This window comes from Variovorax sp. GW822-FHT04A09 (assembly GCF_058801005.1).
Genome location: NZ_JBXAMV010000001.1, coordinates 1,141,882 through 1,165,641, shown reverse-complemented (window position 1 = coordinate 1,165,641; position 23,760 = coordinate 1,141,882). Strand labels below are relative to the sequence as shown.

22 protein-coding genes are annotated in these 23,760 nt (G+C 68.6%); 20 read left to right on the top strand and 2 right to left on the bottom strand.

The annotated features are described in order from the left end of the window. The first annotated feature begins 7 nt into the window (after positions 1–7). From tssM to AC1RLW_RS05155, 12 genes are all read left to right on the top strand, one after another. On the top strand, positions 8–4,075 hold the full coding sequence (gene tssM / locus AC1RLW_RS05210; protein WP_493192409.1) for a type VI secretion system membrane subunit TssM: 4,068 nt from the start codon (positions 8–10) through the stop codon (positions 4,073–4,075). Positions 4,076–4,093: 18 nt separating this feature from the next. Then, entirely contained in the window at positions 4,094–4,825 is a 732-nt protein-coding gene (tagF, locus tag AC1RLW_RS05205) for a type VI secretion system-associated protein TagF (protein WP_493192408.1), read from the top strand. Continuing rightward, positions 4,822–5,946 (top strand): TagK domain-containing protein, encoded by a 1,125-nt coding sequence (locus tag AC1RLW_RS05200; RefSeq protein ID WP_493192407.1) that lies wholly within the window; start codon positions 4,822–4,824, stop codon positions 5,944–5,946. Before tagF ends, AC1RLW_RS05200 begins: the two co-directional genes overlap by 4 nt. Further along, on the top strand, positions 5,943–7,100 hold the full coding sequence (tssG, locus tag AC1RLW_RS05195) for a type VI secretion system baseplate subunit TssG (RefSeq protein ID WP_493192406.1): 1,158 nt from the start codon (positions 5,943–5,945) through the stop codon (positions 7,098–7,100). Before AC1RLW_RS05200 ends, tssG begins: the two co-directional genes overlap by 4 nt. Positions 7,101–7,125: 25 nt before the next feature. Then, the gene (locus tag AC1RLW_RS05190) at positions 7,126–8,169 is read left to right on the top strand and encodes a type VI secretion system protein TssA (protein WP_493192405.1); all 1,044 of its coding nucleotides are present in this window, start codon (positions 7,126–7,128) and stop codon (positions 8,167–8,169) included. Continuing rightward, positions 8,166–8,750 carry a hypothetical protein gene (locus tag AC1RLW_RS05185; RefSeq protein WP_493192404.1) on the top strand — a complete coding sequence of 195 codons (585 nt, stop codon included), beginning with the start codon at positions 8,166–8,168 and terminating at the stop codon, positions 8,748–8,750. Before AC1RLW_RS05190 ends, AC1RLW_RS05185 begins: the two co-directional genes overlap by 4 nt. Positions 8,751–8,890: 140 nt before the next feature. Beyond that, positions 8,891–9,250: an ATP-dependent Clp protease adapter ClpS gene (gene clpS / locus AC1RLW_RS05180; RefSeq protein WP_062471456.1), complete on the top strand. Its 360-nt coding sequence runs from the start codon at positions 8,891–8,893 to the stop codon at positions 9,248–9,250. A gap of 67 nt (positions 9,251–9,317) precedes the next feature. After that, positions 9,318–11,639, top strand: a complete 2,322-nt coding sequence (gene clpA / locus AC1RLW_RS05175; RefSeq protein ID WP_062471453.1) for an ATP-dependent Clp protease ATP-binding subunit ClpA — start codon at positions 9,318–9,320, stop codon at positions 11,637–11,639. A 100-nt stretch (positions 11,640–11,739) separates the two neighbouring features. Further along, positions 11,740–13,188, top strand: a complete 1,449-nt coding sequence (gene cls / locus AC1RLW_RS05170) for a cardiolipin synthase (protein ID WP_062471451.1) — start codon at positions 11,740–11,742, stop codon at positions 13,186–13,188. After that, a complete protein-coding gene (gene sbcB, locus AC1RLW_RS05165) occupies positions 13,189–14,628 on the top strand; it encodes an exodeoxyribonuclease I (RefSeq protein WP_095745215.1) in 1,440 nt (479 codons plus the stop codon). A 20-nt stretch (positions 14,629–14,648) separates the two neighbouring features. Continuing rightward, on the top strand, positions 14,649–15,083 hold the full coding sequence (locus AC1RLW_RS05160) for a DUF3574 domain-containing protein (protein ID WP_493192403.1): 435 nt from the start codon (positions 14,649–14,651) through the stop codon (positions 15,081–15,083). Beyond that, positions 15,070–15,621: a GNAT family N-acetyltransferase gene (locus tag AC1RLW_RS05155; protein ID WP_493192402.1), complete on the top strand. Its 552-nt coding sequence runs from the start codon at positions 15,070–15,072 to the stop codon at positions 15,619–15,621. Before AC1RLW_RS05160 ends, AC1RLW_RS05155 begins: the two co-directional genes overlap by 14 nt. Here the strand turns inward: AC1RLW_RS05155 and AC1RLW_RS05150 are convergent. Together AC1RLW_RS05150 and AC1RLW_RS05145 are read right to left on the bottom strand one after the other, a co-directional pair. Next, entirely contained in the window at positions 15,618–16,127 is a 510-nt protein-coding gene (locus AC1RLW_RS05150) for a GNAT family N-acetyltransferase (protein WP_493192401.1), read from the bottom strand. The two genes, AC1RLW_RS05155 and AC1RLW_RS05150, sit on opposite strands and share 4 nt — an antisense overlap. A gap of 10 nt (positions 16,128–16,137) precedes the next feature. Then, positions 16,138–17,202, bottom strand: a complete 1,065-nt coding sequence (locus AC1RLW_RS05145) for a DUF72 domain-containing protein (protein WP_493192400.1) — start codon at positions 17,200–17,202, stop codon at positions 16,138–16,140. Positions 17,203–17,263: 61 nt separating this feature from the next. Between AC1RLW_RS05145 and AC1RLW_RS05140 the strand changes: the two genes are divergently transcribed. The 8 genes from AC1RLW_RS05140 (at position 17,264) to AC1RLW_RS05105 (ending at position 23,719) form a co-directional block, all read left to right on the top strand. After that, entirely contained in the window at positions 17,264–18,742 is a 1,479-nt protein-coding gene (locus AC1RLW_RS05140; protein WP_493192399.1) for a sensor histidine kinase, read from the top strand. Next, the gene (locus AC1RLW_RS05135) at positions 18,739–19,398 is read left to right on the top strand and encodes a response regulator transcription factor (protein WP_095947697.1); all 660 of its coding nucleotides are present in this window, start codon (positions 18,739–18,741) and stop codon (positions 19,396–19,398) included. Before AC1RLW_RS05140 ends, AC1RLW_RS05135 begins: the two co-directional genes overlap by 4 nt. A 116-nt stretch (positions 19,399–19,514) precedes the next feature. Continuing rightward, positions 19,515–20,015: a GlcG/HbpS family heme-binding protein gene (locus AC1RLW_RS05130; RefSeq protein ID WP_056581174.1), complete on the top strand. Its 501-nt coding sequence runs from the start codon at positions 19,515–19,517 to the stop codon at positions 20,013–20,015. Next, a complete protein-coding gene (locus AC1RLW_RS05125; protein ID WP_493192398.1) occupies positions 20,015–20,713 on the top strand; it encodes an ankyrin repeat domain-containing protein in 699 nt (232 codons plus the stop codon). The genes AC1RLW_RS05130 and AC1RLW_RS05125 overlap by 1 nt, the downstream gene beginning before the upstream one ends. A gap of 65 nt (positions 20,714–20,778) precedes the next feature. Continuing rightward, the gene (locus AC1RLW_RS05120; RefSeq protein WP_493192397.1) at positions 20,779–21,414 is read left to right on the top strand and encodes an FMN-binding negative transcriptional regulator; all 636 of its coding nucleotides are present in this window, start codon (positions 20,779–20,781) and stop codon (positions 21,412–21,414) included. A 7-nt stretch (positions 21,415–21,421) separates the two neighbouring features. Next, positions 21,422–21,640 (top strand): hypothetical protein, encoded by a 219-nt coding sequence (locus AC1RLW_RS05115; protein ID WP_493192396.1) that lies wholly within the window; start codon positions 21,422–21,424, stop codon positions 21,638–21,640. Further along, positions 21,630–22,745 carry a tRNA adenosine(34) deaminase TadA gene (gene tadA, locus AC1RLW_RS05110; RefSeq protein WP_493192395.1) on the top strand — a complete coding sequence of 372 codons (1,116 nt, stop codon included), beginning with the start codon at positions 21,630–21,632 and terminating at the stop codon, positions 22,743–22,745. The genes AC1RLW_RS05115 and tadA overlap by 11 nt, the downstream gene beginning before the upstream one ends. Then, complete coding sequence (locus AC1RLW_RS05105) at positions 22,742–23,719, top strand: LD-carboxypeptidase (RefSeq protein WP_493192394.1); 978 nt, start codon at positions 22,742–22,744, stop codon at positions 23,717–23,719. The genes tadA and AC1RLW_RS05105 overlap by 4 nt, the downstream gene beginning before the upstream one ends. Positions 23,720–23,760: the final 41 nt, after the last annotated feature.

Genomic DNA, 23,760 nt, shown 5'->3' with positions numbered 1-23,760 from the left:
ATCACTCATGCAATATCTCAAACAGTTCCTGGCCTTCCTGTTTTCCCGACAGATGCTGGCCTTCCTCGCGATCGTGCTGCTGGCCCTCGCGATCTGGTTCATCGGCCCGCTGCTCGCGGTGGATGGGCTTCGCCCCTTCGCCTCGGTCGGGGTGCGCGTGACCTTCATCGTCATGCTGCTCGTGCTCGGTCTTCTCTGGATGGTGTCGGGTCCCTACAGCCTGTTGGGCGTGGCTGCGCTCTGCCTGCTCGTATGGCATGCAGGGCCTCTGCTGGCCATCGGGGCGGCGAAGCCATTGGCGCCGCTCTGGGTGCGCACCATGGTCATCTGCGCCATCCTTGTGATGTACGCGGTGTACTGGCTCTACCGTCTCTGGCAGGCCTTGCGCAACAACGACGATCTGCTCGCGAAGTTCCTGCGCTTTGGCCAGGATGCCGACAAGGACGACAGCGCGAAAGAGGAGCTCAAGACAGTCACCGCCACGGTCACCCGCGCCCTGGCCCAGCTGAAGGGCTTGCGTGGGCGCGGCGGGCTTCGCCGGATACTGGAGGGCAAGCGCTACCTCTACGAACTGCCGTGGTACATGATCGTCGGCAGTCCGGGCGCGGGCAAGACGACGGCGCTCCTGAACGCCGGACTGCAGTTTCCCTTGGCGCGCCAGATGGGGCACGCGTCCAGAAGCATGGTGCTCAGGTCGGAAGGCGGCACGCTGAACAGCGACTGGTGGTTCTCGAACGAGGCCGTGTTGATCGACACGGCCGGCCGCTACACCACGCAGGAAAGCAATCCGGTATCGGACCCGATCGAGTGGCGGGGATTCCTGGGGCTGTTGCGCAAGCACCGCACGCGCGCGCCGCTCAACGGCGTCATCGTCGCGCTCAATGCGGCCGAGTTGCTCACGATGTCCGAGATGGAACGCGCAGAGCATGCAAGCATGGTGCGAGACCGGTTGGCGGATCTGCGCCAGGAGCTCGGCATCCGCTTCCCGGTCTATGTGATCGTGACGAAGATCGATCTGCTGCGGGGCTTCAGCGAGTACTTCCAATCCCTCACCAGTGAAGGCCGCACCCAGACCTGGGGCTTCACGCTGCCGTTCCACGGCATCCAGAGCTCACGCGCGGCGGTGCGCGACCGTGAGTCGCTGCGCGCCCAGATCGAGGCGGAGCTGGCGCTGCTCAAGGACCGCCTGGCGGCGGGTTTGCGCGCCCGGTTGAACGAGGAATTCGACGTCGACCGCAGGAAGCGCCTGTTCGCGTTGCCTCAGGAACTGGCCGGCATGTCGGCGCTCCTGGTGCCGATGCTCGACGAGATGTTCCTGGCGTCGCGTTTCGACGGAACCCAGCTGCACGACACGCTGCGTGGTGTCTATTTCACGAGCGGCGCCCAGGCCGATCTGGAAATGCCTGCCGATGCCGGCACGCTGTTTCAGCGTCTGCAGCGCAGTCTGGGCCTGGGGGCGGGCGGCGCATCTGCGGCCGGCAACGAAGAGGGAGGCAAGCCACCGGGAAGAATGGCCTCGCCCATGCGGGGACAGCAAGGGTTCTTTCTGCAGGACCTGCTGACCAAGGTGATCATTCCCGAGGCGCATCTGGTGCGCCCCAATCTGCGCTGGGAGTTCCGCTTCCGGTTGCTGCGTCTCACCGGGCATGCGCTGGCCGTGGTGATCTTCCTGTGGCTTGCCGGCGCGCTGGCCCTGAGCTTCGGCAACAACCGCCAGTACCTGAGCGCCGTGGGCCAGCGCGCCGAGGCGCTCACCGTGCAGGTACGCCAGCTGTTCGCCGATTTCAAGCCTGCAGGGGTTCCGGACGTGCTCAGCGGGGCGCGCGAGTTGCCGGGCTATTCGGGCCTCGACATCGACAACCCGCCCGGCAGCTTTCTCTACGGCCTCTACACGGTGCCTCCGGTGCTGGATGCGGCCAGCGATACCTACGCCCAGCTGCAGGATCACACCCTGCTTCCCTCCGTCCTGCAGCGGATGGAGAGCGTGCTGAAGCAGAGCATGAACGACAGCGATGCCAAGACCGCGTACGAGGTCTTGCGTGTCTACAAGCTGCTGCACGACAAGGAGCGCTACATGCAGGGCGGAGCGCAGGATGTACGCAACTGGGTGCTGAAAGACTGGGAGAGGGCCGACAGCGCTGCCGCCTTTGGCGGCCGGGCATCGATGGTGGGGCATGTCACGGCTCTGTTCTCCGGTGCTCGACCAGTGCAGTCCGCATCGCTGCCCAACGAGGCGCTGGTGCGCGCAGTGCAAAACTTCCTGGACAGCAATACCTCGAGTCAGCGCGTCTATGAACGCGCCAAGGCCGCCATGCTGTCCGAGGCGCCCCAGGAGTTCACGCTGGTGCGCGCGGTCGGACCCCAAGCCGGGACCGTGTTTTCCCGCGCAGGCGGGTTGCCCCTGGAAAAAGGGGTGGCGGGCCTGTTCACCTATGACGGCTACCACGAAGTCTTCAACAAGCGCTTGCCGGAATTCGTGGTACGGGCCCTCGACGACGATGCATGGGTCATGGGGCGCGGCGCGCAGGGCGGCGCGACATTGGTCACGCAAATGAAAACACCGGCGCTGCTCGATGAAGCGGCCCGCAAGCTGCGCAACGACCCGCTGCTCGATGACATCCGGCGCCAGTATTTGGCGGAATACGCCCAGCATTGGGAGTCCTTTCTCGAGTCGATCCGCACCGTGAGCGGCAGCGACACCACGGGAACGAGCTTGGGCTTCGATCTGAGCGTGCTGCGGCAGCTTGCCGCCCCTGATTCTCCGCTGGCCCGGTTGGCACGAGCGGCGGCCCGCGAGACCACCTTGTCGCGGCCGCTGGTGGTTCGCACGCAGGAGGAAAAAGGCTTCCTCGACAAGGCCACCGACGAACTGAACAAGCAGACCAACGCCATCGGCCGGAACCTCGGCATCCGGGCCGAGGAGCGGCTTGAAAAGCAGATCGTCGACAACCGCTTCGCCGCACTGCGCGAGGTCGTCACGGGGCAGGCCGACATTGGCGTGACCAGCGCCGGCGCCGCCGCGGGCAAGCCGGGGCTCGAAAACATCTCTGGCCTGCTGAACGAGTTCTACACCTTGCTGGTCGTGGCAGACACGGCGCTCACAGCTGGAAGCCTGCCTCCCGGAGGTGCCGAGGTCGGCGCCCGTTTGAAGCTGGAGGCCGGCAAATTGCCGGCGCCCTTTCGTGAGGTGCTGACAGCGCTGGCCGCCAGCGGTGGCGACAAGGTGATGCTCGGTTCCACCGGCATCCTGCGCAGCCAGGCTCAACTGCAGCTCGACCGCATCATGGGGTTGATGGCGATGCAGGTCAGCGAGCCCTGCAAGCGCGGCGTGGAAGGGCGATACCCGCTGGCCGCCGTGACGCAGGACGCGTCCATCGAAGACTTTTCGCTGGTGTTCGCTGCCGGTGGTGCGGCGGACGAGTTCTTCAACAAGCACCTCGCCCCTTATGTGGACATGAGCGTGCGACCGTGGCGCTACAAGGATCCGAATGTGGCCAATGCCATGGTCGGCATCGACGCGGCGGCAGGCAACGGCGCCGGGCTGAAGCCGGCCACTTCCGGCCCGACCTTGCTCGGTGAATTGCTCAAGCTGCTGGCCCAGAGTGGTCCGAGTCTCGATGCCTTCTACCGCGCGCAGCAGATTCGCGACCTGTTCTTCCGCGACGCGGGCGGCAAGAAGCTGGCCTGGAAGATCGACCTGCGTGTGCTCGAGCTCGAGCCCAGCATCACCGAACTGGTCATCGACATCGACGGGCAAGGGCAGCGCTACGTTCATGGCCCGGTGCAGGCCTTTACCGTGAACTGGCCGGGGCCCCGCGGCGGGGCGATGGCGGAGATCACGGCCAATCCCCGCATTTCGAACCCGACCTCGACCTTCCTGGCCCATGGGCCGTGGGCCTTGTTTCGTCTTCTGGAGAAAGGGCGCATCGTGAGCACGGCCACGCCGGGGCGATTGAGCGTGGAATATGCGTTCGACGGCCGCAGGGCGTTGATCGATGTCAGTTCGGGCAGTCAGCCGAATCCCCTCGGTAGCGATGTGCTCAAGGGCTTTCGTTGCCCTGGACGCGCAGCCTGACCCATGCGGATGTGGAGCATGCTGCGTGCCGCGTGGCACGTCACCCCGCCCGCCATCTGGGGAAAACTTCCCGGTCATGCGGATTTCGTTCGCAGCGGCGTCCGCCACGGAGAGCCGGACGCGTGGATGCCTTGGCTGGCCCAGCAGTGCCGCCATGCCGGGGCGGACGCCACGGCACGTGCCATGGCGATTCCCGTCGCCTTCGTGCTTCCGCCAGGAACGCTGGCGTTCGCGCGGCGGCGCTTCGTGCTGGGCGTGATCGCGCCCTCCGTCGACAAGGTGGGTCGGCACCACCCCTTGCTTGTCTACCAACTGGCGCATCCACGCTGGACGCAGGCGCACTTCGGCGCTCTGGTGCAGGAGCCCCTGGATTGGCAGTTCTGGCTTGCGCGTGCCGTGGCCCGTCATGCCTGTGCCCAGGGGGCGGCCGATCTGCGCGTGCTGGAGCGCACGGTGCGGGCGCTGTGGCGCGTGCAACAGTCGCAGAACGGGCGTGCGGCATTGAAGGACGAGAGCAACCGCGCGCATCGGCGCCGGCAGATGCAGGCATTGCTCGAACGTGGGACGGGGCCCGCGCTGCCGGACGATCCCGCCGCGGCGCTGCAAGGCGTTCGCTTTCTGCCATGGGCCGACTGGCCGAGTCGGCTGCAGGGACCCCGGGCGGAAATGGCGTTCTGGCAGCAGGACGCGCAAGGGCGCTTCATCGGGGCGGCCAACCGGCTGCAGAAGCTGTGGGGGGATGCACCATGATCCGCACGGAGACACAGGGGGGCGACGCCGAAAAGACCCCGTTGCGCCTGCAACTCACGCACAGCAACGGGGAGCCGCGGCGTGGCGCGTTGTCGATCCCTCCCTCCGGCGCCGGCATGGCCGACGCGCTCCAGCTGTGCGGGGAGCGTCAGAGCGAAGCGCAATGGCGCGCGGCCAATCTGTGCCGCATCGCATGGAGCGACAGTGCAGGGGAATGGCGTTTGACGAACAGCAGCCACACGCTGATGTGCGTGTGTCGGGGCGAGCGTGTGCCCGCAGGAGCGAGCGTGCCGGTCGCGCCGGGGGACACGCTGGAACTCGGGCTGTTGCGTTTCACGGTCGAGCAAGGCGCCCCGGCCGACGTGAGGCAGCCGGGCACGCAGACGCCTGGTCGGCGCGGGTCCGCCGATGCCGACCGGGGCGCGGCGTCGCGCACGCCTGCGTCCGCGTCCGACGCGCAGCCCTTTGATCTGCGTGTATTGGCCTTCAACGACCCTCCGGAGGGCGGCGAGCGCGACGAACACGTGGATGTGCTGGCGAACCCGTTCGGCGTTCTCGACATCGCGGGGGCGCAGCCGTCGCCCGTCGCGGATGTCTTGGCGGGGTTGCTCGGTGATGCGCCCGTGGCTACGCAAGCACAACCTGTGGCGCGCCCGGCGAGCCCGCCGAGCCCGCCGACCCGTGGCGATGGCCGCCCGGCCAGCCTGCTCGACGAACTGCACGAGGAGTTCGTCCGCGTCGTGCGCGATCCCGCTCAACTCTCGGGGCGCGTCGACTGGGAGGGCTTGCTGGCATCGGGCAACGAAGCCGCGCCCACGCTCGATGACTTGCGCCGGCAGGCCGAGCCGTACCCGTTGCTGCGCGACATCCTGCTGCCGCGCGAGGGCATCGACCGGATCATCGAAGACTTCGCGCCCCTCGTGAGATCAGGCTTGCTTGACCAGGAGGTGCCCGAGGACGTGCTGGGCCTGTTCGCCCCGGAACTGGCGCGCGACAGCCGTGCGCCATTGCCCAGCCTGACACGGCAAGAGCACCATGACCTGTCGCCTGACAGCCATCTTCACCTGGGGTCGACAACGCGGCACCGCGTGGACAGCGACGAAGGCGAGGGGAATTCATGACGAAGTCCCACGAGGCAGCCCCCGGCGGGGCGCTTCAAGACATGCTGGGACGATTGCGGCGTGCGCCGTGGAGGTTTGGCTTCCTGTCCCTGTTGAGGCGCTTCGGCGCGTCCCACCTGCAGCATCCTCCCGTCGGCTTGGCCAGGCGCCCTCAGCAGGAGCCGTTCCGGCTGGGGCAGGCGGCGGCCTTGACCTTCGCGCCGCGCGAAATCGCCAGCGTGGTGCTGCCCGGCGAGTCGGAGCGCCGGGTGCCGGGGGCGTCGCCGACGCGGTCCGGCAACAACCCGACGCTGCCGGTCGTGCGCCTGTACGGCCTCGGGCTCCTGGGCCCCAATGGCCCGTTGCCGCTGCACTACACCGAACTGGTGCGGGACCGCACGGAAAACCACAACGACAGCACCCTGGCGGACTTTCTCGACCTGTTCCATCACCGCTACCTGACGCACATGTACCGGGCGTGGTCGCAAGGACAGGCCGCTGCCGGACTCGACCGGTCGGAGGACGAGGCGTTCAGCCGCTACATCGCACGCCTGACGGGGCACGACCCGCTCGAGATCCGCGATTCGGTGCTGCCCGCGCACGCCCGGTTGGCGGCCTCGACCCACCTGGCCCGCGAAGCCCGCAATCCCGACGGGCTGGCCGCCACGCTGGCGCACTTTTTCGCCGTGCCCGTGCAGCTGCAGGAGTTCGTGCGCCACTGGATCCGGATCGATCCCGAGGACCAGAGCCACCTGGGGCGCGCGCGGACCTCCAGCATCATGGGCGTCGGGGCCATGGCGGGGGAGGTCGTGGCCGACCGGCAGAACAAGTTCCGCCTCGTGCTCGGCCCGCTGAGCCTGGAGCAGTACCTGCGTTTCACCCCTCAGGGGCAGGACCTGGGCTTGCTCGTCGAATGGGTGCGGGGCTTTGTCGGCTACGAATTCGTCTGGGAGGTGGAACTGCGTGTGCGCAACGACAGCACCCCGCCGGCACGGCTCGACGACGCCGAGAAGCTCGGGTGGTCCACCTGGCTCGGCGGTTCTGGCCGCGCGGAAGACGGGCGGCCTGCCGTCGATGCGCCGCGTTCGACGCCCGGCTACACCGTCGGCATGGTGTTCGAGCCCGAGGCGTACATCGGCTCGCGCCATCACGGCCAAGCGGCCGCGGCGCGCTGAATCTTTCATTGGGAGAACCTGCTCCATGACTGCCCCCATCCACACCGACGCCGAGCCCACCGCCTACGCCACGCGCGCCCGCAGTGAGGCGGGCGACCGGCTGTCCCCCTTCAGCGCGGCGGCGCCTTGCGGCCCCAGCCTGGAATACGACGCCGAATACGCCGTCCTGCTGGCGCGCATGTCCCCGCGTGGCGATGCGCAGTACGGGCAGTTCGTCGGAGCTCCCGACGCGCCGAACTGGGCCGAGATCGAACGGGACTGCCGCCGGCTGCTGCTGCGAACGCGGGACATCAATCTCTTTGTCTGGCTGTGCCGCGCACGCACCCGGCTGGCGCAGGCGGCAGGGCTTGCGCAGTCGTTGGTGCTGCTGGTCGAGGCGCTCCGGACCTGGCCCGAAGCGGTGCACCCCCAGTTGGTGATCGAAGGCGAGCGCGACCCGGCCGTGCGCGCCAATGCGCTCGCTGCGCTGGCCGATCCGGAGGGCCTGTTGAGCGACGTGCGAGAAGTCGTCATTGCAGCCAATGCCGCGCGGCACCTGACGGTGCGTGAAGTCGAGCGCGCCTTTGCGATGCCCCGGGCGCCGGACGCAGCCAGTCCGGAGGCCATGGCGCAGCAGTTGGCAGACCTCGCGGCCGCTGCGTCGGGCGACGACCAGGCGCCGCTGCGCCTGTTGGCGCAAGCGGCCGAGGCGGCGGCGCAGATCGTCGCCTGGGCTGGCCAGCACCTGGGGCCGGACGCGCCTCCGCTGCATCCGCTGGTGCGGTTGCTGGCCCCATTCCAGCGAACCGGGTCATCGGCGCCGCCTGCCGCGGCCGCAACAAGGCCTGATCCGCTTCCGTCGTGGCCGGCAAGCACGCCAGCCGGTGAGGGCCTGGCGACACGCGACGACATCCTGCGTGACATTCGCAAGGCCCGCCGATGGTTTGAGAACCACGAACCGAGCAGTCCTGTCGCCGTGTTGCTCAAGCAGGCCGAACGCATGACCGGCCTGCGGTTTTCCCAGGTGGCCGATGCCATTCCACTTGATCTGCTGCGCAAATGGGATGCCGACGAGGAGGCTTCGCTGTGACGCTGATCCAGGCCAACTTTCTTGTCATCTGCTTCGCGGTCGGCGCCGCCGGCGCCTTGCTGGGTCTCTGGGTGTTCTCGCACAGGCTCGGCAGGCAACTCGACGCGCAGCGCCGTGCCTCGGATTCGGAGCGCGAACAGATGCGGCTGGCGATCCGCGCCGAGTTGGCGCTGCTCGGGCAGCAGCAGACCGCACATCAGAAAGCGCAACGCTTGGCACTGGCGCGGTGGCAGGCTGAGCAGGATGCGCGGCGGCTGGCTGAATGGCAGGCGTTGTCGCCAGTGTTCCCTACGTGGCCGGGCAGAAGAGGAGGGCCGGTTGCGCCGCCCGTTGCACCGTCACCCCCGCAGCGGCCGAGACCAGTGCCACCAGTACCGGCCTTGCACGAGGATTCGGAGCTGCAGAACTCGCCGGTCCCGCTCGGGCTGCCCGCAGCCGTTCACGAGGAAGCAGAATCGGCACCCGAGCGCGAACTCACCGACGAAGAAATCGACGCCTTGCCGCCCGATCTGCCGGTTCCGACCCGGGTGCCGGGCCGGAAATTGCCAGCGCCCAAAGGTCCCGTTCTGCGCAATCTGTAAAAAAGACCGGCAACCTGCCGGTTTTTTTACGTCTGTCTTCGTGCTGTCGTACACGACGCATGCCTCTTGATTTGTCGAATAGGCGTCACCAAGTCTGTTGGCGTCGGCACGGTGCTTGCACGCTCTATAGAATCTTTTTCATGGCAACGAGAATTCCCAAAACTCCCAGCACCCCACCGGCGCAGAAACCGGCGGGCGACGACGGAGATTCGGTCGTTCTGGAGCGCCGCCCGCAAAAAACGGCGCCGCCCCAGATGTACCAGGTCGTCATGCTGAACGACGACTACACGCCGATGGAGTTCGTGATCGTCATCCTGCAGGAATACTTCAGCAAGGACCGAGAGACGGCGACCCAGATCATGCTCAAGATCCACCTCGATGGCCGGGGTGTCTGTGGGGTTTATTCCCGCGACATGGCGGCCACCAAGGTCAATCAGGTGATGGAGGCCGCGCAGCAGGCAGGGCACCCGCTGCAATGTGTCAGCGAACCGGTCGCGTGAACCAGTTGAATTGCACGCGCTCCAACCCATCTGAGAACTTATTTACAGCAAGGCAAAAGGAAATCACATGATTGCCCAGGAACTGGAAGTCAGCTTGCACATGGCCTTCGTCGAGGCCCGGCAGCAACGCCACGAGTTCATCACCGTGGAACATCTGCTGCTCGCTTTGCTGGACAACCCGAGCGCCGCGGAAGTTCTGCGCGCCTGCTCGGCGAACGTCGACGACCTGCGGGCGTCGCTCACCAACTTCATCAAGGACAACACGCCGCAAGTGGCGGGTACCGATGATGTAGACACCCAGCCCACCCTGGGTTTCCAGCGCGTGATCCAGCGCGCCATCATGCATGTGCAGTCCACCGGCAACGGCAAGAAGGAAGTCACCGGCGCCAACGTGCTGGTTGCGATCTTCGGCGAGAAGGATTCGCACGCCGTGTACTACCTGCACCAGCAGGGCGTCACCCGCCTGGACGTGGTCAATTTCATTGCCCACGGCATCAAGAAGAGCGATCCGCCGGAAGCCGTCAAGGGCAGCGGCGAAGCGCCTCAGGGCGAGGGCGAAGAGGGCGGCGGCGAACGCAACGAGAAGGCCTCGCCGCTCGAGCAGTTCACGCAAAACCTCAACCAGCTCGCCAAGGACGGCAAGATCGATCCGCTGATCGGCCGCGAATACGAGGTCGAGCGCGTCATCCAGATCCTGTGCCGCCGGCGCAAGAACAACCCACTGCTCGTGGGCGAGGCCGGCGTGGGCAAGACCGCGATCGCGGAAGGCCTGGCATGGCGCATCACCCAGGGCGACGTGCCCGAGATCCTCGCCGAGGCGCAGGTCTATTCGCTCGACATGGGCGCGCTGCTGGCCGGCACCAAGTACCGCGGTGACTTCGAACAGCGTCTGAAGGGCGTGCTCAAGTCGCTCAAGGACAAGCCGAACGCCATCCTGTTCATCGACGAAATCCACACCCTGATCGGTGCGGGCGCAGCCTCGGGCGGCACGCTCGATGCGTCGAACCTGCTCAAGCCGGCGCTCTCCAGCGGCCAGCTCAAGTGCATCGGCGCCACCACCTTCACGGAATACCGCGGCATCTTCGAGAAGGACGCGGCCCTGTCGCGTCGTTTCCAGAAGGTCGACGTGGTCGAGCCGTCGGTGCAGGAAACCGTCGACATCCTCAAGGGCCTGAAGTCGCGCTTCGAGGAACACCATGGCGTGAAGTACGCGGTGGCCGCCTTGCAGGCCGCGGCCGAACTCAGCGCCAAGTACATCAATGACCGTCATTTGCCCGACAAGGCGATCGACGTCATCGACGAAGCCGGTGCTGCGCAACGCATCCTGCCGCCGAGCAAGCGCAAGAAGACCATCAGCAAGACCGAGGTCGAGGAAATCGTCGCGAAGATCGCGCGCATTCCCCCGGCCAACGTCAGCAACGACGACCGCAGCAAGCTGCAGACGATCGAGCGCGACCTCAAGAGCGTGGTGTTCGGCCAGGACAAGGCACTCGAAGTGCTGGCCTCCGCGGTCAAGATGGCGCGTTCGGGCCTGGGCAAGGGCGACAAGCCGATCGGCTCGTTCCTGTTCTCCGGCCCCACGGGCGTCGGCAAGACCGAAGCGGCGAAGCAGCTGGCCTACATCATGGGCATCGAGCTGATCCGCTTCGACATGTCGGAGTACATGGAGCGTCACGCGGTGAGCCGCTTGATCGGCGCGCCTCCGGGCTACGTCGGTTTCGACCAGGGCGGTCTGCTGACCGAGGCTGTCACGAAGAAGCCGCACGCGGTGCTGCTGCTCGATGAAATCGAGAAGGCGCACCCGGACATCTTCAACGTGCTGCTGCAGGTCATGGACCACGGCACGCTGACGGACAACAACGGGCGCAAGGCCGACTTCCGCAACGTCATCATCATCATGACGACGAACGCGGGCGCCGAGACCATGAACAAGGCGACCATCGGCTTCACGAACGCGCGGCAGGCCGGCGACGAAATGGGCGACATCAAGCGCCTGTTCACGCCTGAATTCCGCAACCGTCTGGACGCCATCGTCAACTTCAAGGCGCTCGACGAACAGGTCATCCTGCGCGTGGTCGACAAGTTCCTGCTGCAACTGGAAACCCAGCTCAGCGAGAAGAAGGTCGAGGTCACCTTCACCGACAAGCTGCGCAAGCACCTGGCGAAGAAGGGCTTCGATCCGCTGATGGGCGCACGCCCGATGCAGCGCCTGATCCAGGACACGATCCGTCGTGCACTGGCCGACGAGCTGCTGTTCGGTCGCCTGACCGACGGCGGTCGCCTCGAAGTCGACCTCGACGAGAAGGACGAAGTGCTGCTCGACATCCAGCCGATCCCGAAGAAGGAAGGCAAGTCGAAGCCCGAAGCGGAGGAAGCAGCCACGGGCTGATCCCGCCTCTCTGAGGAACGAAGTCAAAGGCCGGTAGCATTCGCTGCTGGCCTTTTTCTTTGGGCCGGCCGAAAACACTCCGCCTTCAACCGCTTTTGCCTTGATCCTCCCCGAACTCAGCCACGAATGGAAAACGGGCCTCTCCCTGGCGTGGAGCGGCTACATCGCCGTGCTGTCGATCTGGATCGTGATGCAAAAGCGCGCGCCGGTGTCCACCATGAGCTGGATCCTGTCGCTGGCGCTGCTGCCGTTCGCGGGCTTCATCGTCTATTACTTCCTGGGACCGCAGCGGCTGCGCAAGCAGCGGCTCAAGCGCCTGCGCAACCGCGCGAACGCGCATGCGCAGGCCGACCTGGCGCGGCTGCGTGACGCCTCGCAGCACGCGCCGCCGGCGCTGCAGCAGATGGCCCGGCTGGGCACCGCCGCGTGCGGCCTGCCGGTGTCGAGCGCCACGGGCGTCGAGCTGCTCTCGGGCGGCGCGCGCACCTTCGACGCGATCTTCGAGGCCGTGCGCGCGGCGCGCGACCACATCCACCTCGAGTACTACATCTTCGAGCCTGACCGGATCGGCACCGCCTTGCGCGACCTGCTGGTCGAGCGTGCGCAGGCCGGCGTGCGGGTGCGCCTGCTGCTCGACGCGCTCGGCTCCAAGCGCATCGGCCGCAAGTTCATGGCGCCGATGCACGCGGCGGGCGTGGAGGTGGCACTGTTCCACGACACCAAGATCGGCCGGCGCCTGCGCCCCGTGACCAACTACCGCACCCACCGCAAGATCGTGGTGTGCGACGGCCGCGTGGGCTTCACGGGCGGCGTGAACATCACCGACGAGGAAGACAAGCGCACCAACCCCAAGGACGCGTACCACGACGTGCATGTGCGCATCGAAGGCAGCGCGGTGCGCTGGCTGCAGACCACCTTCCTGGAGGACTGGAGCTACGCCACCGGCGAAAAGCAGCACCGCTCCGACGCCGTGCTGGACGCGCTGCTGCCCCAGGTGGAAGCGGGCGACATCCCGGTGCAGATCGTCACCAGCGGCCCCGACAACGCTTTCGAGGCCATCCACCGCATGCACGTCGAGGCGATTCATTCGGCCACGCGCCGGGCCTGGCTCACCACGCCGTACTTCGTGCCGGGCGAGCCCGCGCTGATGGCGCTGACCAGCGCGGCGCTGCGCGGTGTCGACGTGCGGCTGCTCGTGCCGCGCCGCAGCGATTCGGCCATCGTGAGCGCCGCCGCGCGTTCGTACTTCGACGAGCTGATCGCCGCCGGCGTCAAGATCTGGGAGTACAAGGAACGCATGCTGCACTCCAAGACGCTGGTGGTCGACGACCATTGCGCGATGATCGGCACCGCCAATTTCGACAACCGCAGCTTCCGGCTCAACTTCGAGGTCTGCGCCGTGGTCTACGGACCCGCGCTGACCCAGCCGCTGGCGGCGCAGTTCGAAACCGACCTGCACAGCTCCGGCGCGGTGCGCGCCCACCGCCCGCAGACTTTCTGGCGCCGCCTCGGCGATGCCATTGCGCGACTGTTTTCTCCCTTGCTCTGAATGAACCACACCTTTCTTTGGCACGACTACGAAACCTTCGGCGCCGTGCCGCGCCGCGACCGTCCCTCGCAGTTCGCGGCCATCCGCACCGACGCCGAGCTCAACGAGGTCGGCGAACCGCTGATGATCTACTGCAAGCCCGCGCCGGACTACCTGCCCAGCCCCGAGGCCTGCCTGATCACCGGCATCACGCCGCAGGTCTGCCTGGAGCGCGGCATTCCCGAGCACGAGTTCGCGGCCCACATCGAGCAGGCCTTCTCGCAGCCCGGCACCATCGGTGTGGGCTACAACACCATCCGCTTCGACGACGAGGTCACGCGCTTCCTGTTCTGGCGCAACCTCATCGACCCGTATGCGCGCGAATGGCAGAACGACTGCGGCCGCTGGGACTTGCTCGACGTGGTGCGCCTCACCTACGCGCTGCGCCCCGACGGCATCGAGTGGCCGAAGAAGGAAGACGGCAAGCCCAGCTTCAAGCTGGAAGACCTGGCGCGCGCCAACGGCCTGCTGCACGAATCGGCGCACGATGCGCTGTCCGACGTGCGCGCGACCATCGCGCTGGCGCGGCTCATCCGCGACAAGCAGCCCAAGCTCTTCGACTTCGCCTTCGGCCTGCACAAGAAGGACCGCGTGGCGATGGAGCTCGGCCTGCCCGCGATGCGCGAGACCGCCAAGCCCTTCCTGCACGTGTCGGGCATGTTCCCGGTCGAGCGCGGCTGCCTGGCCGTGATGTGGCCGCTGGCCAGCCACCCGACCAACAAGAACGAGCTGCTGGCCTGGGACCTGTCGCAAGACCCGAGCGAACTGCGCGACCTCGACGCCGAGACGCTGCGCCTGCGCCTGTTCACGCGCACCGCCGATCTGCCCGAAGGCATGACGCGGCTGCCGATGAAGAGCGTGCACCTGAACAAGTCGCCGATGGTGGTCGGCAACCTGCGCACGCTGGCACCGGCCATGGCCGAGCGCTGGGGCGTCGACATGGACACCGCCATGCGCCACGCCGCCATCGCGCGCGACCTGCCCGACATGAGCGCGATCTGGTCGCAGGTCTTTTCCCGCCCGAAGGAGGCGACGCCCGATGTCGATGAAGACCTCTACGGCGGTTTTGTCGGCAACGGCGACCGCCGGCGCCTGAACCAGCTGCGCGGGCTGTCGCCCGAGGGGCTCGCCAAGGAGCGCGTGGCCTTCGACGACGGGCGGCTTGAAGAGATCCTCTTCCGCTACCGCGCACGCAACTGGCCCGAGTCGCTGAACGAGGAAGAAGCCGAGCGCTGGGAAGCGCTGCGCGTGGCGCGCCTCTTCAAGGGCGAGGGCGGGGCGCGCACCATCGAGGCGCTGTTCAGCGAAGTCGATGCGCTGTCCGAGAACGCCGACGAGCGCGGCGAGGAAATCCTGGGCGCGCTGTACGAGTACGCCGAGTCGATCGCGCCCGAGGCCTGAACCAAGACCGAGGGGCCGGCATGAACAACGTCGCCCGCCCCAGGCTGTCTCGCGCAGGCATGGCGGGCGTGTTGGCCGCTGCGGTGCTTGCCGGGTGCGCCGCAGGGCCACCGGGCCACTGCGGCGCGGGCTTCGAAGCCTTCGAGCGCGACACCCTCTATTTCGGCCGCGCCATCCCCACGGGCGGTCAGGTGTCCGACGCCGACTGGGCCGACTTTCTCGACACCCGTGTCACGCCGGCCTTTCCGCAAGGCTTCACCGTGCTCGATGCCGCCGGCCAGTGGCGTGGTGCGTCGGGGCAGGTGGTGCGCGAGCCCTCGAAGCTGGTCGTGCTGCTGCACCCGCGCGATGCGAAGGCCGACACGGCCATCGCTGCGTTGATCGACACCTACCGCCAGCGCTTCGCGCAAGAGGCGGTGTTGCAGGAAAGGCAGTCCGTCTGTGCCCGTTTCTGAAGCCGCTCCCACCGTTCGCCGACTGATTCCCGTCGACGCGCCGGCCTACCGCGCGCTGATGCTCGACGCCTACGCGCGGCATCCCCAGGCGTTCACGTCCACGGTCGAGGAGCGCGCCAGCCTGCCGCCGGCCTGGTGGGAGACGCGCCTGCGCACGGACGCCGATGCCGCCGAGGTGGTGTACGGCGCCTTCGATGCCACCGGCGCGCTGATCGGCGCGGCGGGGCTGGGCCGCGAATCGCGGCAGCGCACGCGCCACAAGGCGACCTTGTTCGGCATGGTGGTGGCGGAATCGGCACGGCGCGCGGGCGCCGGCCGGCAGCTGGTGGAGGCCTTGCTCGCGCATGCACGCACGCTCGACGGCGTGCGCTTGGTGCAGCTGACCGTGACCGAAGGCAACCGCCCGGCGCAGGCGCTGTACGAACGCTGCGGCTTCCAGATCTTCGGCATCGAGCCGATGGCCACCGTGCTCGATGGCGCGTTCTCGTCGAAGGTCCACATGTGGTGCGACCTCGGCGCCGCACCGCCTGTGGCCTAAACGCCGCGCTCGCGCACCATCAGCAGCGCGGGCCCGTCGGGCGTGACCACCTCGCCCAGCGCACGGAAGCCAGCCTTGGCATAGCTGCGGATCGCGCGGGCGTTGCGCGGCGACGGATCGGTCTGGATGCGCGTCACGGCCGGGTCGGCGAACAGCTGGTCCGTGAAGGCGCGCACCATCGCGCTGCCGAGCCCGCGATTCAATTGGTCCGCCTGCGCCAGGAACTGGTCGATGCCGCGCGCGCCCGGGTCGCGTTCGTCTTCCCACCAGCCGTCGCCCGAACCCATCACGACGTACGACTGGATGAATCCCAAGGGCTGCCCGTCGCGCAGTGCGATGTAGCCGCGGTCGGGCGACTCGGGCGCCAGCATCGGCGTGAAGTCGGCCTCGACCTCGGCGAGCGTGGGCACGGGCGTCCACCATTCGGCCACGTGCGGGCGGCACAGCCACTCGTGGAGCATCGCGAAATCCGTGGATTGCAGGGGCCGAAACGAGATCGAAGGCATAGCGGGCGTCCTAGCGGCAGATCCGGTCGACGATGTCCTGCGCCAGCGAGGCGATGGTCAGCGGCGCGCAGCCTTCGGCGTTGTTGCTCACGGTGACGAAGGCGTTCTGCCCGGCGCCCGTGGTGCCGGCGATCACCTTGGCCAGCGCGGCGCGGGTTTCCGGGTCGGGGTCGAGCACCTTGTCGAAGGGGCCGTAGAGTTTTTCGGCGTCTTCGTAGCCGAAGCGGCCGTGGCGGCGGTGCAGGTTCCAGCGGCACACCAGCGGCCCGGGCCACAGGGCGCGCAGCATCGGCAGCTGGTCTTCGATGGGCGGCATCTTCGCGTGCAGGCCCATGCAGAAAGTCGCGCCCACGCTGCGCAGCATGTCGGCGAAGGCGGGGCACAGCAGCTGCGGGTCGCGCACCTCGACGGCGAGCACGGCGTCGGGTGCGGTTGGCTTCAGGTCGGGCATCGCCGCCAGCATCGCGCCGATGCGTGCGATCAGTGCGGGCTGGTCGGCCAGCAGATGCGCGGGGATCGGGCTCAGCTGGAACACCAGCGCGCCGATGCGGTGGCCCAGCCCGTCGAGCGCCGGCTGCACGAACTCCTGCAGCGCGATCTCGTGGCTCAGGAACACCGGGTTGGCCTGCGTGCCGCGGCCGCTTTCGTCGCGCACGGTGGCGTCGGTCACGAGGCTCGGGGCCTTCACGACGAAGCGGAAGTCGTCCGGCACCATGGCCGCGTAGCGCGCGTACTGGCTGGCGGTGAGGGCGCGGTAGAAGTTGCGGTCCAGGCTCACGGTGCGCAGCAGCGGGTGCTGGGCGAGCGCCGACAGGCCGTTCTTCGAGAGCACGGTCTCGGCGTAGTCGCCGTCCCAGACCAGGCCGGCCCAGCCCGGGTAGCTCCACGACGAGGTGCCCAGGCGCAGCTGCGGCGGCAACTCGGCGGCGAGAGCGACCAGCGACGCGTCGGGAGCCACCGGCTTCACGGTGGCGCCGCGCGGCTTCTTCGGCGAAGGCGGCGGCGCGTCGGCCGCTTCAACCGGGCGCGGAAGTTCGGGGAGGTCGGAAAAGAGGGAGTCCTGCACGTCAGCCATGTCTGGGTCGGCATTTTCGGCCAAGCGGGGAGGCCCGTCGGCGCCGGGCACAATCCGCGCCATGACACAGTGGTTGCGTACGCGGGGTGGTTGGTGGCTGGCTTGGTTGGTGCTCACGGCCGCCGGCGCCGTGTGGTTCGCGCGCGCCGAGCTGACCCGGCTCCAGCAGGATTTCGAGACCGACGCGCGCATCGCGCACCGCCTCATGAGCCAGCAGGTGGTGCAGTACGACGCCGTGCTGGCCACGCTCGCCTTGCTGGAACCCAACGCCGGCGCGGACTACCCCGAGCGGCGCCTGCCGTCGGTGTACTCGTCGATCCTGCGCGTGCAGCGGCGCGCGGCCGACGAGCCTTGGCCCGATGCCGAGCACGCCGATGCGCTGGCCGCCGCCGAGGCCCGCTCGCGCGCCGAGCGCCGCGCCGACCTGGCCGTGCTCGACCTGGCGCACGGCCGCTACCAGCTCGTGATCGGCTCGGAGCCGCTGAGCTACGCGCTTGAGATCGACCTCGTCGGCTCGGTGCCCTGGCGCGACTGGCCGATGAACCCGCAGCGCAGTCCCGTGCGCCTGGTCCTGCAGCGCGACGGCCAGCAACTGGTGCTGCAACACGGCCAAGCGGCCGCGCACGGCTGGCGCTACAGCCTGAGCAAGGAACTGGCGTCGCCGAGCCAGCCTTTCGAGCTGGTGGCCGAGCGCCAGGTCGGCTGGGCCGAGCTGCCGTGGCGCACCATCGGCGGCTGGGCGGTGGCGATGGCGCTGCTGCTGGCGGGCCTGTGGGCCGCGCAACGCCAGCGCATCGCACGGCGCCGCGCCGAAGAGCTGCTGCGCCTGGGCCAGGTCGCGCGCCTCAATGCGCTGGGCGAGCTGTCGGCCGGGTTGGCGCACGAACTCAACCAGCCGCTCACGGCCGTGCTGGCCAACGCCCAGGCCGCGCGCCGCCTGCTCGACGACGATCCGCCCGACCTCGCCACCGCGCGCGACGCGATGGGGCAGGCCGTCGAGCAGGCCCGCCGTGCCTCCGGCGTGGTCGGCCGCCTGCGCCGCGTGATCGAGCGCCCCGAGGCCGGTGGCGACGTGAAGCCGCTGGTGCTGCAGGAGGTGGTGCGCAGCGCCATGCACCTGCTGGCGCCCGAGTTCGCGCGCCACGGCGTGGCGGCCCAGTTCGACGCCAGCGCGCAGGCGCCCGTGCGCGTGCAGGCCGAGGCCGTGGCGCTGGAGCAGATCGTGCACAACCTGCTCATGAACGCGACGCAGGCGCTGGACCTCGTGCCCGCCGCCGAGCGGCGCCTCGTGGTCTCGGTCGGGCGCAACGGCGAGGAGGGCGTGCTGACCGTCACCGACAACGGCCGCGGCATCGCGCCCGAGGCGCTGCCGCGCCTGTTCGAACCCTTCTTCAGCACGCGCGAAGGCGGCCTGGGCCTCGGCCTGAGCCTGAGCGAAACGCTGGCCAGCGGCATGGGCGGCAGCCTGAGCGCCGCCAACGCCTCGCCGCGTGGCGCGCGCTTCACCTTGCTGCTGCCGCTGGTGGCACCCTCGACATGAACACGTTGACCGCCACCGCCGACCAGCCCCAATCGCCCCTGATCCACCTGATCGACGACGACCAGGCCGTGCGCGACAGCCTCTCGCTGCTGATCGGCACGGTCGGCCTGCGCGTGCAGGGCTGGGCCGATCCGCAGGCCTTCATCGACGGCTTCGACCGCGCGAGCGTCGGCGCCATCGTGCTCGATGTGCGCATGCCCGGCATCAGCGGGCTTACGGTGCTCGACCGGCTGGTGGCGCAGGGCGTCGACCAGCCCGTGATCATGCTGACCGGCCACGGCACGGTCGAGATGTGCCGCCGCGCCTTCAAGGCCGGCGCGGCCGAGTTCCTGGAGAAGCCGGTGGACGATGAGCAGCTGCTCGAAGCCCTGCAGCAGGCCGTGCGCCAGCATGTGCGCACGCGCGAGCGCTCGCAGGCCGACAACGCCGCGCGCGAGCGGGTGGCGCAGCTGTCGGAGCGCGAGCGCGAGGTGCTGGCCTTCATCGTGCAGGGGCTCACCAACAAGGAGATCGCGCGCGTGCTGGCGCTGTCGCCGCGCACCGTCGAGACCCACCGCGCCAACCTGTTCGCCAAGCTCGATTGCGACTCGCTGGCGCAGCTGATCCGGCGCTACGCCGTGCTGGCGTCGGATGCAGGAGAAGAGGGCGCTCCGTAGTTCTACGGAGTGCCGGGCGTAGCCGTACGAATGGTTGCAGCGGACCGTATTTTTTACAGTGACACCGTGGTCGGCACAGGCCGGCACGAACCCTCTCATCACTGGAGAAACAACACATGCAATCGATCATCCGCGTTGGCGGCCTCGCCGTTCTGCTCGCTGCTTCCGTCGCCCAGGCCCAGACGCCGGCCCCCGCTGTTCGCACCGAGAAAAACATCTCGCTTGCGCTGGCCAACCAGATCGCCGCAGAAACCGTGGCCGCCTGCGCCGCCAACGGCTACAACGTGGCCGCCACCGTGGTCGACCGCGCCGGCACCGTGCGCGCCGTGCAGCGCGCCGACAACGCCGGCCCGCACACGCTGTCGTCGAGCGAACGCAAGGCCTGGACCTCGGCTTCGGCCAAGAGCCCCACGCAAGCCATGATGGAAGGCGCCCAGAAGAACCCCGGCGCCGCCAACCTCGTGTACCTGCCGGGCTTCCTGCTGCTGGGCGGCGGCGTGCCGATCAAGTCGGGCAACGAAGTGATCGGCGCCGTGGGCGTGGGCGGTGCGCCCGGCGGCCACCTCGACGAGCAGTGCGCCAACGCCGCGCTCGAGAAGGTCAAGGGCCAGCTCTGATGACGGCGCGCGGTCTCTGGTCGGCGGTGCTCGCCGCCGCGATCGGCTGGAGCGCCGCGCCCGGCGCGGCGGCCCAGGTGCCGCCGCTGGCCGCCGAGGTGCTGGCCTACGAGGGCCTGCATCGCGCGGCCTGGCACGGCGATCTGCCCAAGCTCAAGAGCCTGATCGCTTCCGGCGCCAGCCTCGATGTGCGCGACGCGCGCGGCCGCACGCCGCTGCAGGTCGCCACCTATGCGCGCCAGCGCGACGCCGTGGCGCTGCTCGCCAAGGCGGGCGCGAACATCGACCTGCTCGAAGACGACCGCTACGACGCCGTGACCATTGCGTCCGTGGCCGACGACGTGACCACGCTCACGCTGCTGCTGCAACTGGGCGCCAAGCCCGGGCAGGTCACCAGCCGCTACGACGGCACCGCATTGATCGCGGCCGCACACCTGGGACACGACGAGGTCGTGCGCCGGCTGGTCGCAGCGGGTGCGCCGCTGGACCATGTCAACAACCTGCACTGGACGGCGGTGATCGAGTCGATCGTGCTCGGCGACGGTGGTGCGCGCCACCAGCGCACGCTGGCCGCGCTGATCGCCGGCGGCGCCAACCTGCAACTGGCCGACCGCCAGGGCCTCACGCCGCTGCAGCTCGCAAAGGCGCGCGGCTACACCGCGATGGTGAAGCAGCTCGAAGCGGCACGCGCCAAGTAGCCTGCCGCACCGCAAGCCGGGGGCGACTCGGGGACAATCGGACCTCCCCACGAGGAACCCGCCCCATGTACATGCCTCCGCAGTTCAACGCCAAGGACCCGGCCGTCGCGCTGGGCCTCATGCGCGACCACCCCTTTGCCAACCTGATCTCGAACGACGACGAGGGCCTGCCCTTCATCACGCACCTGCCCATCGTGGCCGAGCAGCGCGAGGGCGATGCGCTGGTGCTGCTCGGCCACTGCGCCAAGCCCAATCCGCACTGGCGCTACCTGCAGGCGCGGCCGCGCGCGGTGGTGGTGTTCCAGGGGCCGCACGCCTACCTGTCGCCTTCGGTCTATCCCGACCTGGCGCGGGTGCCGACATGGAACTACCTCGCGGTCCATTGCACCGTCGAAGCCCGGCTCGTCGAAACGCCCGAGGCGAAGGACGCGCTGCTCAAGAAGCTCATCGGCGACCACGAGCCGGCCTACGCCCAGCAGTGGAAGGACCTCGGCGAGGAGTTCCAGCGCAAGATGCTGGCCGGCATCATGGGCTTCGAGCTGCACGTGACGGCGCTGCAATGCAAGATCAAGCTCAACCAGCACCGGCCCGAATCGCACGCAGCGATGCGCGAGGTCTACCGCGCCGGCTCGGCCGACGAGCAGGCGCTGGCCGTGTGGATGGACCGGCTCGGCATGGCCGTCGCACCGGAGGCGCGCTGAGATGCGGATGTTCGGATTGATCGGCCTCGTGCTCGCGCTGGTGGTCGTCGGGCTGCTGGCGAAGCAGCAGCTGTCGCGCACCGCCATCGCCAAACAACCGGCAGCGCCCGGCGTGTCGGCTCCTGCGGCGGTCGATGCACGCACGCAGGCGCAGCAGGTCCAGCAACAGGTCAAGGACGCCCTCGACGCCGCGGCCCAGGCCCGCAAGATGCCCGATGACAACTGAGCCGGCCGCATCGACATCGGACGCGCACTGGATGGCGCTCGCGCTGCAGGAAGCGCAGCGCGCGGCCGACGCGGGCGAGGTGCCGGTGGGTGCGGTGCTGGTGAAGGACGGCCAGGTCATCGCGACCGGCCGCAACACGCCCGTGGCGCAGCACGACCCGAGCGCGCACGCCGAGATCAACGCCCTGCGCGCCGGCGCCGCCGCGCTCGGCAACTACCGGCTCGACGGCTGCGAGCTCTTCGTCACGCTCGAGCCCTGCGCGATGTGCGCGGGCGCGATGCTGCATTCGCGGTTGGCGCGCGTGGTGTTCGGCGCCGCCGACCCCAAGACCGGCGCCGCGGGCTCGGTGCTCGATCTCTTCGCCGAGCCGAAGCTGAACCATCACACGCGCGTGCAGGGCGGCGTGCTGGCCGACGACTGCAGCGCATTGCTGCAGCGCTTCTTCCAGCAGCGCCGCAGCGCCGCGCGCGCGCAGGCCGAGCCGTTGCGCGACGATGCATTGCGTACGCCCGTCGAACGCTTTGCCGCGCTCACCGATTTCGGCTTCGCTCCGCATCACGTCGAGGACCTGCCAATCTTGCAGGGCTGGCGCCTGCACTGGATCGACGAGACCGGCCCGGCCGGCAGCGATGGCCGCGTGGCCGATTGCCTGTGCCTGCATGGTCCGGGCGAGTGGGGCTACTTCTTCCGCCACCTCGTCGGCACGCCCGGCCTGCGCACGCTGGTGCCCGACCTGATCGGCTTCGGCAAGAGCGACAAGCCCAAGCGCGAAGCCACGCACCGGCTCGAATGGCACCGCGACGTGCTGCTGGCCTGGCTCGACCAGGTGCATCCCGAACCGCTCGCGCTGCTGCACAGCGCGGCGGGCGGCGAACTGGCCGCGCTGCTGCAAACGGCGGCGCCGGGCCGCTTCAGCGCGACGCTAACCGCACTCGACAGCGGCGTGCGCGCCAAGGACGCCTGGCGCGCGCCGTTCCCCGACCGGGGCTACGAAGCCGCGCTGCGCGCGCTGGGCCCACGGGCTGCATCGGGCGGTCCCACGGCGGCGCAGGCCACCCCCCTGGCCCGGCAGATCCGGGACGCAATGGGATACTCGACGACGTGACGTCCAAACATATCTACATCTATTCCCCCTCCAGTGCCATTCGCGACAAGGCCGCCTTCCGGCGCGGCGTGGCGCGGCTCAAGGCCCTGGGCCATGAAGTCGAAGTCGATGAAGCCGCGCTCTTGGCGCACCAGCGTTTCGCGGGCGACGACGCCACCCGGCTTGCCGCCATCTCGCGCGCAGCCGCCAGCGGCGCCGACGTGGCGCTGATCGCGCGCGGCGGCTACGGCCTCACGCGCATCCTCGACGCGCTGCCGTACAAGGCGCTGGCCAAGGCCATCGACAAGGGCACCGAGTTCGTCGGCTGCAGCGACTTCACGGCCCTGCAGAACGCACTGCTGGCCAAGAACGGCGCCGTCACCTGGTCGGGCCCCGCGGTCGGCGAAGACTTCGGCGCCGAAGGTGGTGCCGACGACATCATGGAAGCCTGCTTCGATGACCTGTTGAGCGGGCAGGGCGAAGGCACCGGCTGGCGCATGCCGGCGCGCGACGCCGAGCTCAAGGTCAAGCCGGTCGAAGACGCCGTGCTCTGGGGCGGCAACCTCTGCGTGCTGACCAGCCTGCTGGGCACGCCGTACTTCCCGGTGGTCGACAAGGGCGTGCTCTTCATCGAAGACACCAACGAACACCCGTACCGCATCGAACGCATGCTCGACCAGCTGAAGCTCGCGGGCGTGCTGGCGCGCCAGAAGGCCGTCGTGTTCGGCCAGTTCACCGGCGTGCGCAACATCGCCGGCTACGACCGCGGCTTCGGCATGAACACGGTGATCGACCGGCTGCGTTCAAGCCTGAAGAAGGTGCAGGTGATTGCCGGCCTGCCGTTCGGGCATGTGCAGACCAAGGTGCTGCTGCCGGTGGGCGCGAAGGTGGCGCTGGCCGCCGAGGGGCGCGACGTGTTCCTGGTGTGGGGCCATCGGCATGGCCACCATGACCATGATCACCACGGTCACGACCATCACGGCCACGACCATTGAACCAGCACGCAGGCGGCCACCGGTGCCGCTGCGATGCCGGC

Bases quoted from the DNA above. Each gene is read 5' to 3' on its own strand.
- tssM (WP_493192409.1), top strand. From the start codon at position 8: ATGCAATATCTCAAACAGTTCCTGGCCTTCCTGTTTTCCCGACAGATG.
- tagF (WP_493192408.1), top strand. From the start codon at position 4,094: ATGCTGCGTGCCGCGTGGCACGTCACCCCGCCCGCCATCTGGGGAAAA.
- AC1RLW_RS05200 (WP_493192407.1), top strand. From the start codon at position 4,822: ATGATCCGCACGGAGACACAGGGGGGCGACGCCGAAAAGACCCCGTTG.
- tssG (WP_493192406.1), top strand. From the start codon at position 5,943: ATGACGAAGTCCCACGAGGCAGCCCCCGGCGGGGCGCTTCAAGACATG.
- AC1RLW_RS05190 (WP_493192405.1), top strand. From the start codon at position 7,126: ATGACTGCCCCCATCCACACCGACGCCGAGCCCACCGCCTACGCCACG.
- clpS (WP_062471456.1), top strand. From the start codon at position 8,891: ATGGCAACGAGAATTCCCAAAACTCCCAGCACCCCACCGGCGCAGAAA.
- clpA (WP_062471453.1), top strand. From the start codon at position 9,318: ATGATTGCCCAGGAACTGGAAGTCAGCTTGCACATGGCCTTCGTCGAG.
- sbcB (WP_095745215.1), top strand. From the start codon at position 13,189: ATGAACCACACCTTTCTTTGGCACGACTACGAAACCTTCGGCGCCGTG.
- AC1RLW_RS05160 (WP_493192403.1), top strand. From the start codon at position 14,649: ATGAACAACGTCGCCCGCCCCAGGCTGTCTCGCGCAGGCATGGCGGGC.
- AC1RLW_RS05150 (WP_493192401.1), bottom strand. From the start codon at position 16,127: ATGCCTTCGATCTCGTTTCGGCCCCTGCAATCCACGGATTTCGCGATG.
- AC1RLW_RS05145 (WP_493192400.1), bottom strand. From the start codon at position 17,202: ATGGCTGACGTGCAGGACTCCCTCTTTTCCGACCTCCCCGAACTTCCG.
- AC1RLW_RS05140 (WP_493192399.1), top strand. From the start codon at position 17,264: ATGACACAGTGGTTGCGTACGCGGGGTGGTTGGTGGCTGGCTTGGTTG.
- AC1RLW_RS05135 (WP_095947697.1), top strand. From the start codon at position 18,739: ATGAACACGTTGACCGCCACCGCCGACCAGCCCCAATCGCCCCTGATC.
- AC1RLW_RS05130 (WP_056581174.1), top strand. From the start codon at position 19,515: ATGCAATCGATCATCCGCGTTGGCGGCCTCGCCGTTCTGCTCGCTGCT.
- AC1RLW_RS05125 (WP_493192398.1), top strand. From the start codon at position 20,015: ATGACGGCGCGCGGTCTCTGGTCGGCGGTGCTCGCCGCCGCGATCGGC.
- AC1RLW_RS05120 (WP_493192397.1), top strand. From the start codon at position 20,779: ATGTACATGCCTCCGCAGTTCAACGCCAAGGACCCGGCCGTCGCGCTG.
- AC1RLW_RS05115 (WP_493192396.1), top strand. From the start codon at position 21,422: ATGTTCGGATTGATCGGCCTCGTGCTCGCGCTGGTGGTCGTCGGGCTG.
- tadA (WP_493192395.1), top strand. From the start codon at position 21,630: ATGACAACTGAGCCGGCCGCATCGACATCGGACGCGCACTGGATGGCG.